We start from the raw sequence: 13,532 nt of genomic DNA, 5'->3' as shown, positions 1-13,532 counted from the left end.
ACATACTGGAAAAGGCTCCGACGCCGGAGATATATTGGAAAAAACCTCTGCCGCACGCGTGCGGCAGAGGTTTTTTCATTCGGGCAGCCAACCCCGGTCGGGGCGGCACGGGGCGCACCGATTAACGTCGGTTAGCACCGGTTAGCGCCGGAGCAGGCCGAGCGTACGGGCGCCCACCGAGGAGCCCTCGGCTGCCGGCGTACGGAGCACCACCTTGCAGAGCTTCGTCGTCGCCTTGAACTCGGTGTCGCTCAGTCCGTAGGCAAAGGCGATGTACTCCGTGTCGGGGTCGAGCGGCATGTAGCGCGTCATGGTGAAGCTCTCGTTCAGGAGCATCATCGAGTAGTAGTCGCCGTAGTCGTTCCAGAGCTTCTCCATATCCTTGGCCAGAATCTCCTCGTCGCTCAGGCCGGCGAAGTCGGCCAGCTTGGTCAGCTCGCACCGGTAGGGAACCGCCTCGGAGGTGGGGATGAACTTGATTTGCGCATTCTCGATGCCCCACGACACCACCTCGATGCGAATCGGGTCGTCGCCGCCGGCGGCATCCTTCAGCATGAAGGGCTCGGTGGTGAACAGACGGGTCGTCGCCGCGGCGCGCAGACCGTGCTGGCCCACACCGAAGGCGAAGCCCACGTACTCGGTATTGGCCGCGAACTCGGCATAGGAGAAGGTGTAGTTTCCCTTGTGGCACTGCTCGGCCACCACCGTAGCGTAGTCCGAGCTGGAGATGTGCTCGTTCAGGTCGTCGAGGCAGAGGTTGATGATGCCCTCCTCGCCCAGCGCGTCGAGGTTTTCACGCAGCACGAAGAAGCAGTAGTAGTATTCGTCGGCGGTCGAGGGGGTCACCTGCAGCCGGGCGCTCACGTCGGTCAGGTCGACCACTTCGAGCCCAAGAGTCATCGACGAGGGCTGCACCGTAGGTTCGGGCTTGGTGCGGAACGAGGCGCTGACCAACTCGGAGGTCGCCTTGCCCGAGTAGTCGAGGCCGAAGACATACTCGACATACTCCGTATCGCCCGCCAGCTCCTCGGCCGTCACGAAGCTCTGCGTGCCGGTGAAGAGGAGCCCCATCGAGCGGCAGAACTCCTCGAAGCTCATGGCGTTGAGCTCGGCGGCGCCGGTAATCTGGGCTATCTGGGCGTCGATGAGCTCCTTCTCCGAGGGGAAGGCGTCGAACTCGGCGCGCGGCAGGACGTTGCAGAAGTAGGTCATCGAGGGGTCGGCCGGCGTGACGGTCACCTCGGCACTGTAGAAGGTCACCTCACCGAGCGTGATGGCGAAGGGCGGCTGGGGCGTTTCTCCTGTTGTGGCGCTCGTCGAGGACCACTCGGAGTCACTCCAGCGCGTGAGGTCGCCCGAGACGGCCTTCACCCGGAAGGCGTACTGCGTCGAGGGGGTCAGCCCTTCGAAGCGGACCGAGGTCTCGTTCGTGTAGACCTCCTCGCCCTCGTTGAAGCGGTAGGCATAGCATTTGGCCTCGGAGACGGCCTCCCACGTGAAGGTGAGCGAGACGTCGTCGCCCGTCGAAGCGAGCGATGCGGGGGCGGGAAGCTGTGAGACAGGTTCCGGCGAGTCGGAGTCATTGCCGCACGACACGAGGAGGGGGAGCAGTGCTGTCAGCACGCAAAACAGACGGAATTTTTTCATAAGGTATCATTTAGTTAAGGGTGTGTTTTGAGGATGGGTTTTTCCTGTTTTTTAGGGATGGGTTTTACAAAGATAGAGATTGTTTTGAAAAAAGCAAGCGTTTCGGCCGCTCTCCCCCACACTTTTAGCGCGCACCCTGCCCGACCCCGCTCCGAACGGCGCCCGGGCAACTGCGGCCACTCATACAAAAAAGAGCGGTGCCTCCCGCCCCACCGCACGCAAAAAAGGTGCGCCGCCCCACGCAAAGGGAGCAGCGACCCCTACACCCGCACGTTTCGTCGGGCGCCCTCACCGCGCAAAAAAAGGAGCGGCGACCCTCCACGGGTCACCGCTCCCTCGTTCGGGCGCTCCGCCGCACCGGGCAGAGCCTCACTTTTTGTTGTAGGCGTTCATCGTCAGCGAGACGCCGACCGAGACGAACGACACAATCGCCTCGCCGAAGAGCTTCAGCCGCTCGGGCAGCGCCGCACGCTCCTCGGCCGTCCACTCGCCCAGCACGTAGTCGACCTGGTGGCCGCGCGGGAAGTCGCCCCCCACGCCGAAGCGCATGCGGGCATACTCCTCCGTACCGAGCAGCTCGGCGATGTTCTTCAGCCCGTTGTGGCCGCCGGCACTCCCCTTGGGACGCATGCGCAGCGTACCGAAGGGCAGCGCGATGTCGTCCGAGACAACCAGCAGGTTCTCGAGCGGAATCTTCTCGGCCTCGAGCCAGTAGCGCACCGCCTTGCCCGAGAGGTTCATGTAGGTCGAGGGCTTGAGCAGCAGCACCGTCCGCCCGCGCACCTTCATCTCGGCCACGGCGCCGTAACGGGCCGTCGTAAAAACAGCGTTGGACGCCTCTGCGAGCGCGTCCAACACTTTGAAACCGATGTTGTGGCGGGTTTCGGCGTACTCGGCGCCGATGTTCCCCAGCCCAACAATGAGGTATTTCATACTCCGTCAGGATTAGGCCTGAGCAGCGGCACCGCGCGATGCACGCGTTACGCGTACGGCGCAGACAGCCGTCGTAGCCGGCGTCACGAACTTGAGGTTCTCGAACTTGAGGTCGCCGACGAAAATCGTCTTGCCGACACCCAGGTTCGTAACATCCACCACGATTTCGTCGGGCAGGTTCTCAACCAGGGCGCTCACGGTGAGCTTGCGGGCCGAGAGAACCAGCTTACCGCCGACCTTCACACCCTCGGCGTTACCCGACAGGCGGACGGGAATGGCAATCGATACGGGCTTGCCGTCGGCGATGCGGAAGAAGTCCAGGTGGAGAATCTCCTCGCGTACGGGGTGGAACTGAGCCTCACGCAGTACAGCGAGCTCCTTCTTGCCGTCGAAGTCGAACTCGACGATGTAGGAGTTGGGGGTGTAAATCAGGGGCTTTACCTCGCGGGGGTCAACCGAGAAGGTGACCGTCTCGCCGTTGCCGCACAGCACGCAGGGGACCATGCCCTCGCGACGGATTGCCTTGGCAGCCTTCTTGCCGTACTCTTCACGCTTTACGGCCTTGATGGAAATGGTTTTCATAGCTAAAATTTTGAATGTTAAAGTGTTACCTTGGGCGGTTCTCAGTGCGGCGACGCTGCGTCGCACCCCACTACCGCTTGCATTGGGCCACAAAGATACGAAAAATCCGGGAAATCAACACTTTTCGGCACTATTTCTCGCCCCGCGGCCCGAAAAAGTGCGCGGCAGCGAAGTGGGCGCAGGGGCGGAACGCGACCGCGATGCGGGCAGGAGGGGCAGGCGGACGGGCGACGGGACAGCGACGGGCGGGCACACGAACCGGGCAGGACGCACGAGCCGGCGGGGCACACGACGGAGGGCGGCGGACCGGACGGAGGGGTGGATGGGTGGACCGGCAGCCAGGTTCAGCAGCCGGTTCAGCGGCCGGTTCAGCAGCCGGCTCAGCGCCCAACATGCTGCTCGAGCCACTCGCACAGGGCGTCGCCCCGCAAATCGACCGCCACGACCCGGCGCTCCCCATCCAGCAGCAGGTTGTGCGGGATGGTCCGGATGTCGAAGCGGGCTACCAGCTCCGCGAACGAGGCGTCGCTGCGGTCGAGGCGGAGGTTGAGCAGCGGCGAAAGCCCCTCCTGCTCCACGGCGCTCCTCCAGGCGGCGGCATCCTCGTCGACCGAGACGGCGCAGACGGAGAGCACCCCGTCGAAACGGCTCGCCGCATCGAGCAGGACGGGGAGCTCCCTGCGGCAGGGGGCGCACCACGACGCCCAGAAGTCGAGCAGCACATACTCCTCCGCAGCCTCCAGCGGGTTCCGCCGCACCCCCTCCCCGTCGGGAAGCGAGAAGGCCTCGACCCGCTCTCCAACGGCGTAGGGCGGCAGGGAGCAGGCCTCCGTTCCGGGCTCCGGCTCCGGTGCGCTCCCGGGTGCCGGCTCCGCCCCCTCGGGATAGGGTTCCGGGAGGCCCGAAAGCCGCGCACGGAGGTTCTCCGTCCGCATGCTCTCGCGGGTCGGCGGCTCGGGCGCCGCCTGCTCATCGAGCGAGTTGAGGCAGGGGCTCCCGGGGAAGCGTGCACGAAGCTGCCGGACCAGGGCGCGGAGGCTGTCCTCGGTCATGTTCGGGGAGGTGTCGGCATACCACATCGTCGCAACGACGGCCAGCAGCGCGCTCCGGTCGTTGAAAATCGCCGAGCGGGCCAGGGAGTCGAGCTCCGCCTCGCGGGCCGCAAGCCGTGCCTCGAGCTCCTGCCGGCGCCGGGCATCGAGCCCCGGAGCGGCCGCCTCGCTGCGCAGCTGCTCCAGCGCCCCGTATCCGATTTCCCGATAGCGGCGGCTGATTTCGGTCATGCGCTCCGTGGCGAACGAGCCGCGGCAGGCGGGGAAGAAAGAGCGAGCGGCAGTGTCGATGCGCAGCGAGACCCGCTCCCCGCGGGCAGCAAGCAGGATGTAGCTCCCCTGCCCCGGGATGAGCAGTTCGACCAGGCTCTCAGGGTCGGGAAGCGGACCCGAGAGCTGCGCCGCATGACGGACCAGCCGCGCGGAGTCGACCAGCGTGAGCTGGTTGCCCATGCGGGCAAAGAGGTAGACCGNCCCCTGCCCCGGGATGAGCAGTTCGACCAGGCTCTCAGGGTCGGGAAGCGGACCCGAGAGCTGCGCCGCATGACGGACCAGCCGCGCGGAGTCGACCAGCGTGAGCTGGTTGCCCATGCGGGCAAAGAGGTAGACCGTGCAGTTGTCGCACCCGGTCTCGGGGGCCGTTTCGACCTCGAGCCGGAAGCGGTTGCCGCCGCATGAGCACAGGCCAAGCAGGAGGGCAGCCGCCGCAAGAAGGGAGAGACAGGTTTTCATGGTCGGTTTTTCTATTCGGGAAGGAACATTTTTCAAAATGAGGGGCCGGGCCGATGGGACGGAGGGTCGGCGCCGCGCATCCCGACGGTACGATTGCAAGATACTACTATTTTTTTAGAAGACAAAGAAATACGCCCCTTGAGCCAACCTTTGCGGCATTCCGGAACAAAATACGCCCGACCGGGCGGAAGCTCCGGCGGGCGGACGGGAGAGGGAGTGGCGGAAAGACGTGACGGGCGGACGAGGGGGCGCAGCAAGAAGGCAGAGCGCTCCGGAGGGCAGGCGGAAGGAGGACGAACGGGAGACGGGTCGCGGCGGAAAGGACGCAGCGGAGAGGACGTGGCAAAGGGAGCGGCAGAGGAAGTGGCGGACAAGACGCAACAAAGGAGAGGCCCGGCAGATTACGGACCGGGCGGAGCATAACAACAAGACGCGGAGGAAGGGTGAGACGAACCGGCGCCTCGACCCGCTACGACCGTTCGGGCTCCTTGACGGAAGCGGAAGCGGCTGACACGGCGGCAGTTCCGACCAGTGAGATAGATGCGGGGCAAAGCGAGAACCGGCGCCCTGACCCGCTACGACCGTTCGGGCCCCTCAACGGGAGCGGAAGCGGCTGGCGCTAAGGTGGTTTTTTTGCGGGCTCCGGCGGAAGAGGTCTTGCCGGCCCGGGAGGCAGAGGTTCCTGCGGTGGTTGTCTTGCCGGCCCGGGAGGCCTTTGTTCCGGCCTTGGCGGCGCTCTTCATGTCGCTCCCGTCGGCTGTTCCGGCCGGTGCGGAGGCCGCTTCGCGGGCCTCGGCGCGGCGGTCGGCGGCGTACTTGCGGCACCAGGGGGCGATGCCGCACTCGCCGCAGCGGGGCGAGCGGGCCATGCAGACGTAGCGTCCGTGGAGAATCAGCCAGTGGTGGGCGATGGGCAGCAGGTGCGAGGGGATGTTCCGCTCGAGCGTCCGCTCGGTCTGCAGCGGCGTCTTCGAGCCGGTCGTCAGCCCGATGCGCTCCGAGACGCGGAAGACATGCGTGTCGACCGGCATCACCTCGCGCTGCCACAGCACCGCACCCAGCACGTTGGCCGTCTTGCGCCCCACGCCCGGAAGCCGCTGCATCGCCTCGAGATCGGTGGGCACCTCGCCGCCGAACTCCGCACAGAGCATGCGGGCCATGCCGGCGAGGTTCTTCGCCTTGTTGTTGGGGTAGGAGATGCTCCGGATGTAGGGGAAAATCTCCTCGGGGGTGGCGGCGGCCATCGCCTCGGGGGTGGGGAAGGCGGCGAAGAGGGCCGGCGTGGTCATGTTGACCCGCTTGTCGGTGCACTGCGCCGAGAGAATCACCGCAACGAGCAGTTGGAAGGGGTTTTCATAGTGGAGTTCGCTCTCGGCCACGGGCATGTGTTCCGAGAACCAGGCGATTACGCCGTCGTAACGTTGGCGGAGGGTCATGGTCGTTTTTTTTAGGGCATCAAGGTCGAAGCGCGCAGGGAGGTCGGGGGTCATCCCCGCGAATCCGCTCCCTTGCGCCGGAAGAGTATTTTTTTGAGCAGCAGCCCGTAGCCCGCGGGGTGGAGGGCCAGCCGCGGCGTGCGCCGCACGTCGCGCCACCAGCGGGCCAGGTACTCGCCCACGGGGCCGTGGTAGGAGAGCACCCAGAGCGCCACGTCGCTGCGCCGACAGAGCAGCCGGTAGCGGTGGCGCCCCGCGCCGTAGCGGGCATCGAACCAGAGGCTCGTATCCATGAGCGAGTCGCAGAAGGCGATGCGCTTGCGGTAGAGGCCGCTCTGGCTGACGCTTTGGGGCAGCATGCGGTGGACGGCCGTCTCGGCATCGAGCCACGCGATGCGCGACTCGGCGGCGAACCAGAGCCACATCGGGGCGTCGTCGGTGAGCCATTCGGGGTGCTCCTCGGGGCGCACCTCGGCGTAGTAGCGCAGGATGAGGTCGCGCCGGGCGACGGCCGTGCAGTTCTCGACCGTGTTGTTGAAGAGCAGGCGGTCGAAGTCGGTGAGCATCACCTCGGGGTAGTGGAGCTCGCGGCCCGTCCCCTCGAAGAGGCGCAGCGAGCGCGTGTAGCAGAGGCCCAGCGAGGGGTCGGCCTCGAGCATCGCCACCTGCCGTTCGAGCTTCTCGGGGTCGCACCACCAGTCGTCGCCGTCGCAGATGGCGACGTAGCGGCCGCGGCACGCCTCGATGGTGCGGCGGTAGTTGGCCCGCATGCCGACGTTGTGCTCCGACGTTACCAGACGGATGCGGTCGGGGTAGCGCGCGGCGTAGGAGCGGCAGATGTCGGGCGTGGAGTCGCTGCTGCAGTCCTCGCCCAGGAGCAGCTCGACGGCAAACGAGGTGCGCTGCGCCAGGACGCTCTCGATGGCCCGGGCGATGTAGGGGGCGTGGTTGTAGGTGGTCATGCAGACCGAAACAAGCGGAGTATTCATCTTTCGGAGTGGGTTGCACACATTTTTCAGGGGCCGGAACCGGGGCCGGGTCACGGGTCGGGGCCGGACGGCGGCGGGACCGCAGCGCGGGGCAGAACCGGAGCGCGGGGCAGAACCGGAGCGCGGGACCGGAACACGAGGCAAACCGGGGCGCGGGACCGGGGCGGAGCCGGGCGGCGAAACCGGAGCGGACGGCGGGACCGCGGCGCGGAACGCGGGTCGGGCCGGAGCCGGGGCGGACCGGGGCGGACCGGGGCGCAGTGCGGAGCCGGCGGGCCGGGTTGGCACCGTCACCGGCGCGGAGTCAAAGCCGCCGGCACAGGGGCGGAGTCAAAACTGCCGGTCCGGACGCAGAGGCAAAGCCGCCGGAGCGGGGTCAGGACCGCCGGTCCGGGAGCCGAAGTCTCGAAGCCTCGGCCTCAGAGCCGCTTGAGCTTGGCGAAGCGGAGCAGCAGCGTGCGCCGCCCTTCGGTTTCGAAGTCGACCACCAGCCGCGGGTCGGCCCCCGAGGTGTCGACCTCGCGGACCACGCCGCGGCCGAACTTGGCATGCTCGACCCGCTCCCCTACCGCATAGCCGCATGCCGAAGCGGCACCTCCGGCTGCCGGGGCGGCCGCTGCGGGGCTCTGTCCGGCGCCCGCTGCCGGGCTCTGGCCTCCGCCGGCAGGACGCACCCCCAGGCGGCGCATCCCCTCGGTCGAGGGGCGCGGCTGGAGGGGACGCACCAGTTCGGGGTCGGGGCTGCCCGAGGGACGGGCCGGCTGGGCGCGCTGGAACTGGCGTGCGGGGCCGCCCGCGAAGGAGCCGCCCGAGGCGCTGCCCGCACCCGGGCCGTGTCCGCCGCCATAGCCTCCGCGCGAAGCGGAGTAACCGCCTCCGGAGCCCGAGCCGTAGCCGCCGCGGGAGGCCGAACCGCCCGCCGAACCGGAGCCCGAGCCGTAGCCGCCGCGGGAGCCCGCCGCCGGGCCTCCGCCCGAGCGCTGCTGGAAGCGGTAGTCGAAGCGGCGACGCAGCTCGTCGATGGCCGTCGGGGCCCCCTCGCCCTCCGGACGCCGCTCGCGCGAGCGCCCCAGGTCGACGTCGCTCTCGACGTAGCGGGGATCGATTTCGCGCAGGAAGCAGCTCGGACGCGAGAACTCCATGCTGCCCCAGCGGAAGCGCATCTCGGCGTAGGAGATGGTGGCGGCCACCTTGGCCCGCGTGAGGGCCACGTAGAAGAGCCGCCGCTCCTCCTCGAGCCCCTCGGCCGACTCGGCCGCACGCTGCGAGGGGAAGAGGTTCTCCTCCATGCCCACGATGTAGACATACTTGTATTCGAGCCCCTTGGCCGAGTGGACCGTCATGAGGGTCACCTTGTTGCTGTTCTCGGGGTCGTCGCGGTCCATGTCCGACATGAGCATCATGTTCTGGAGCCACTCCTCGACGGTGGCCTCCGCATCGGGCTGCCGCTCGCCGTTGCGGATTTCGGCGTCGCACCGCTCCTTGAACTCCTGCATCGAGTTGAGCAGCTCCTCGATGTTGCCCAGCGCCGAGGCCGCCTCGGGCGAGTTGTCGGCCCGGTAGAGGGCGATGATGCCCGAGCGCGTGGCCACCTCCATGCCGAAGTCGTAGAGCCCTCGGTCCGACCGCGCAAGCGAGAGCGAGCGGATGAGCTCGACGAAGTCGCGCACCTTGCGCACGACGCTCCGCGTCACGGCGTCGGCGGCCGGCTCGGCCACCAGCGCGTCGACCGCCTCCCACATCGAGAGGCCCCGCGCCGAGGCCAGTTCGGCGATGCGCTGCACGGTCGCGTCGCCGATGCCGCGCGCCGGGTAGTTGACGATGCGGCGGAAGGCCTCGTCGTCGTGGGGGTTGATGACCAGACGAATGTAGGCCATCAGGTCCTTCACCTCCTTGTGGTCGTAGAACGACGAGCCCTTGTAGATGCGGTAGGGGATGCCCCGCCGCCGGAGGTTGTCCTCCAGCACGGCCGACTGGCTGTTGGTGCGGTAGAGAATCACCGCATCGGACCACTCGTCCCCCGTGCGGCGGATGCGGTCGCGCAGCTCGCTCACCACCAGCTCGGCCTCCTCGCGGTCGGTGTAGGCCTTCAGGATGCGGATTTTCTCCCCTTCGTCGCCCGCCGAGAAGCAGTGCTTCTCCATGCGGCGCGCGTTGTGGACGATGACCGAGTTGGCGGCGTCGACGATGGTGCGCGTCGAGCGATAGTTCTGCTCGAGCTTGAAGACCTGCGCATCGGGGTAGTCGTTGCGGAACGAGAGGATGTTCTCGATTTTCGCGCCGCGGAACGAGTAGATGGACTGCGCGTCGTCGCCCACGACGCAGACCTTCGAGTGGCGCTGCGAGAGGCGGCGGATGATGACATACTGCGCGTAGTTGGTGTCCTGGTACTCGTCGACCAGAATGTACTGGAAGAGCTCCTGGTAGCGCGCCAGCACGTCGGGGCAGTCGCGCAGCAGGATGTTGGTCTGCAGCAGCAGGTCGTCGAAGTCCATCGCGCCGTTGTGCTTGCAGCGCTGGCAGTAGAGGTTGTAGAGGTTGCCGAATTCGGGCATCTGCGCCTGGCGGTCCTCGGCGGCGTAGGCGGCGTTGGCCAGGTAGGCCCCCGGGGTGATGAGCTTGTTCTTGGCCAGCGAGATGCGCGAGGCCACCGTGGCGGGCTTGTAGCGGTCGTCGGCGAGGTTCAGCTCGCGGACGAGGCTCTTGAGCAGGTTGCGGCTGTCCGACGAGTCGTAGATGGTGAACGACTCGGTGAAGCCGATGCGCTGGGCGTTTTCACGCAGGATGCGCGAGAAGACCGAGTGGAAGGTCCCCATGCGGATGTAGCGCGAGCGCTCGCCCGGCACCATCTGCGCGATGCGGTCGCGCATCTGCTCGGCGGCCTTGTTGGTGAAGGTGAGCGCCAGGATGTTCCACGGTTTGACCCCCTGTTCTATCATGTAGGCGATGCGCGAGGTGAGCACGCGCGTCTTGCCCGAGCCCGCTCCGGCGATGATGAGCGAGGGGGTGTCGTAGTTGACCACGGCGGCATATTGGGCGGGGTTGAGCCCCTTGAGTATGGGTGACTGCTGGGATTCCATCGTTTCGTTTCGTTCGGAAGGCAAAGGTACGAACAAATCGCCATCCGGCGGGCAGTTTACCCCAAGATTTTTCCCCGAGCGGGGCATCGCGGCCTTCGGCCGCCGGTGCGCTTTGCGCTTTTTTTCGTAAATTTGCAATAATTTTGCAGGGAGGTCGTTACCTAACTGAACAAAACCCGGGAAATTTACTTCACATATATAATACCCAATGAGCGAAGTCATCAACATCAAGGAACTCAACGAGCGCATCGAACGCGAATCGGTCTTCGTCGATACGCTCCGCAACGAAATGGGCAAGGTCATCGTGGGCCAGAGCCATCTGGTCGACACGCTGCTCATCGGCCTGCTCTCCAACGGCCACATCCTGCTCGAAGGTGTGCCGGGACTGGCCAAGACGCTGGCCATCACCACGCTGGCCAAGGCCGTCGACGCCCAGTTCTCCCGCATCCAGTTCACCCCCGACCTGCTGCCTGCCGACCTCATCGGTACGCTCATCTATTCGCAGAAGAGCGAGGAGTTCATCGTCAAGAAGGGCCCCGTCTTCGCCAACTTCGTGCTGGCCGACGAGATTAACCGTTCGCCGGCCAAGGTGCAGTCGGCGCTGCTCGAGGCGATGCAGGAGCGTCAGGTGACCATCGGCGAGGAGACCTATCCCCTGCCGCAGCCCTTTCTGGTGCTCGCCACGCAGAACCCCCTGGAGCAGGAGGGCACCTATCCGCTGCCCGAGGCCCAGGTCGACCGTTTCATGCTCAAGGTCCGCATCTCCTACCCCAAGAAGCAGGAGGAGCGCGACATCGTCCGCATGAACCTCTCGGGCGCCGGCATGCCCACGGTCAACAAGGTCATCTCGCCCGAGGACATCGTCAAGGCCCGCAAGGTGGTCGAGGATGTCTATATGGACGAGAAAATCGAGAAGTACATCGTCGACATCATCTTCGCCACGCGCGAGCCGGCCGAGTACAACCTCCCGAAGCTCCAGAACCTGATTGCCTACGGCGGTTCTCCCCGTGCCTCCATCTCGCTGGCCAAGGCCGCACGCGCCTACGCCTTCATCCGCCGCCGCGGATATGTGATTCCCGAGGACGTGCGCGCCGTATGCCACGACGTGCTGCGCCACCGCATCGGACTCACCTACGAGGCCGAGGCCGAGAACATCACCTCGGAGGAGCTCATCACCGACATCCTGAACAACGTCATCGTACCCTAAGCCGACCCGAAGATGGAGCAGAGCGAGAACGATATCCTCAGGCGCGTCCGCAAAATCGAAATCAAGACCCGCGGCCTTTCCAACGAGATTTTCGCCGGAAAATACCACACGGCCTTCCGCGGACGCGGCATGTCGTTTTCCGAGGTGAGGGAGTACCGCGCCGGCGACGACGTGCGCGACATCGACTGGAACGTCACGGCACGCTCGTCGAAGCCCTACATCAAGGTCTACGAGGAGGAGCGCGAACTGACGATGATGCTCATCGTCGACGTCTCGGCCTCGCGGATGTTCGGCTCGACCGACCGGCTCAAGAAGAACGTCATCACGGAGATTGCCGCCGTGCTGGCCTTCTCGGCCGCCCAGAACAACGACAAGGTGGGCTGCATCTTCTTCTCGGACCGCATCGAGAAGTTCATCCCCCCGAAGAAGGGGCGCAGCCACATCCTCATGATTATCCGCGAGCTGGTGGGCTTCCGTCCCCAGCACACGGGCACGAAGCTCTCCGAGCCGCTGCGCTTCCTGACCAACGTCAGCAAGAAGCACTGCACGACCTTCATCCTCTCGGACTTCCTCGACACCTCGTCCGACGGCGAGGCGCTCGACGACGCGCTCAAGATTGCCGGCGGGAAGCACGACCTGGTGGGCATCCGCGTCTACGACCCCCGCGAGGCGGAGCTCCCCGACGTGGGCATCATCGAGCTGCGCGACGCCGAGAGCGGCCGCAAGGTGTGGACCGACACCTCGTCGCGCGCCGTGCGCGACCACTACGCCGAGTCGTGGCGCCGCCGCAGCGAGCAAATCGAGACGATGCTCCGCCACAACCGCATCGACACGGCCACCGTGGCCACCGACGGCGACTACGTGGTCGAACTCATTAAACTCTTCAAGCAACGATGAAACGAATCGTCACGCTCCTGCTGCTCGCCGGCTCGCTCTCGGGAGCCGCGGCCCAGCAGCGCCCCGCCGTCACGGTCCGTCTGGAGCCCGACAGCGTCTTCATAGGCGACCGCTTCGACTACGTCATCGAGGTGGAGAAGGACCTGGTGCAGGTGGTCGAGTTCCCCGAGTTCCGCAGTCCGGGCGGGGGGCTCGAACTGGTCGCCTCGCTGCCCGTCGACACGCTCGAACGCGAGGGGCGGCGCATGAAGCTCCGCAAGCGCTACCGCATGGCCGCCTTCGAGGAGGGCCGCTTCAACCTCGGCACGGGGCAGGTGCTCTATGCCGACAAGAACATCATCGACACGCTCCATACGGCCGACTCGCTGCTGCTGCGCGTCGGGACCTTCCAGATTGACTCCACCTCGCAGTCCATCTACGACCTCAAGGGGCAGAAGAACCTGCCCTTCCGCTTCGCCGAAATCCGCAGCTACGTGCTCTGGGGCCTCGCCCTGCTGGCCGTGCTGCTCGTGGGTCTCTACGGCGTGGTGCGCTACCTGCGCCAGCGGGGCCGGGGGCTGGGGTCGCTCTTCCGCCCGGCGCCTCCGCTGCCGCCCCACGTCGAGGCCATCAAGGCGCTCGAGACGCTCCACAACCAGAAGCTGTGGCAGAACAACCGCTACAAGGCCTACTACTCGGGGCTGAGCGACATCCTGCGCCACTACATCGTCCGCCGCTGGAACATCGGCGCGCTGGAGATGACCTCGGACGAAATCATCGAGGCGATGCGCGGCGTGGAGCTCCCCGACAAGGCCCGCAGGGACCTCAGCTCCCTGCTGCGCGACGCCGACCTGGTGAAGTTCGCCAAGGCGGAGCCCGACTCCGAGCAGAACGAAAACGACTATCTGAAGAGCTACTACTTCGTCGAGGAGACCAAACCCGTGGTCGAAACCACCGACGGAGAGAAGCCCGACACAGAGCTCAAAAAGGAGGATTAG

Annotated in this window: 9 protein-coding genes and 1 pseudogene; 3 read left to right on the top strand and 7 right to left on the bottom strand. The window is 66.1% G+C overall.

Annotated elements, in window-relative coordinates; all coding sequences use genetic code 11:
- Nucleotides 1-141: 141 nt before the first annotated feature.
- From C8267_RS07395 to C8267_RS07365, 7 genes and pseudogenes are all read right to left on the bottom strand, one after another.
- Nucleotides 142-1,647: a fibronectin type III domain-containing protein gene (locus tag C8267_RS07395; RefSeq protein ID WP_106634233.1), complete on the bottom strand. Its 1,506-nt coding sequence runs from the start codon at nucleotides 1,645-1,647 to the stop codon at nucleotides 142-144.
- Between the two features lie 369 nt (nucleotides 1,648-2,016).
- The gene (pth, locus tag C8267_RS07390) at nucleotides 2,017-2,580 is read right to left on the bottom strand and encodes an aminoacyl-tRNA hydrolase (RefSeq protein WP_106634232.1); all 564 of its coding nucleotides are present in this window, start codon (nucleotides 2,578-2,580) and stop codon (nucleotides 2,017-2,019) included.
- A 12-nt stretch (nucleotides 2,581-2,592) separates the two neighbouring features.
- Nucleotides 2,593-3,162, bottom strand: a complete 570-nt coding sequence (locus C8267_RS07385) for a 50S ribosomal protein L25/general stress protein Ctc (protein WP_087362599.1) — start codon at nucleotides 3,160-3,162, stop codon at nucleotides 2,593-2,595.
- Between the two features lie 380 nt (nucleotides 3,163-3,542).
- Entirely contained in the window at nucleotides 3,543-4,097 is a 555-nt protein-coding gene (locus tag C8267_RS11170) for a TlpA family protein disulfide reductase (RefSeq protein WP_442778179.1), read from the bottom strand.
- A gap of 1,643 nt (nucleotides 4,098-5,740) precedes the next feature.
- Nucleotides 5,741-6,382: pseudogene (gene nth / locus C8267_RS07375) on the bottom strand (endonuclease III); the annotation flags it as partial.
- A 50-nt stretch (nucleotides 6,383-6,432) separates the two neighbouring features.
- Nucleotides 6,433-7,371, bottom strand: a complete 939-nt coding sequence (locus C8267_RS07370; protein ID WP_106634230.1) for a glycosyltransferase — start codon at nucleotides 7,369-7,371, stop codon at nucleotides 6,433-6,435.
- Nucleotides 7,372-7,790: 419 nt separating this feature from the next.
- Complete coding sequence (locus C8267_RS07365; RefSeq protein WP_106634229.1) at nucleotides 7,791-10,451, bottom strand: ATP-dependent helicase; 2,661 nt, start codon at nucleotides 10,449-10,451, stop codon at nucleotides 7,791-7,793.
- Between the two features lie 208 nt (nucleotides 10,452-10,659).
- Between C8267_RS07365 and C8267_RS07360 the strand changes: the two genes are divergently transcribed.
- From C8267_RS07360 to C8267_RS07350, 3 genes are read left to right on the top strand one after another with little or no spacing between them, the layout of a single operon-like run.
- Nucleotides 10,660-11,658, top strand: a complete 999-nt coding sequence (locus tag C8267_RS07360) for an AAA family ATPase (protein WP_087361887.1) — start codon at nucleotides 10,660-10,662, stop codon at nucleotides 11,656-11,658.
- A gap of 12 nt (nucleotides 11,659-11,670) precedes the next feature.
- Complete coding sequence (locus C8267_RS07355; protein ID WP_087361888.1) at nucleotides 11,671-12,555, top strand: DUF58 domain-containing protein; 885 nt, start codon at nucleotides 11,671-11,673, stop codon at nucleotides 12,553-12,555.
- Nucleotides 12,552-13,532: a hypothetical protein gene (locus C8267_RS07350; RefSeq protein WP_106634228.1), complete on the top strand. Its 981-nt coding sequence runs from the start codon at nucleotides 12,552-12,554 to the stop codon at nucleotides 13,530-13,532. Before C8267_RS07355 ends, C8267_RS07350 begins: the two co-directional genes overlap by 4 nt.

This window comes from Alistipes sp. Marseille-P5061 (assembly GCF_900290115.1).
Classification (GTDB): domain Bacteria; phylum Bacteroidota; class Bacteroidia; order Bacteroidales; family Rikenellaceae; genus Alistipes; species Alistipes excrementigallinarum.
Note: the sequence above shows the minus strand (reverse complement) of the source record. Positions and strands in the feature narration are given on the sequence as shown.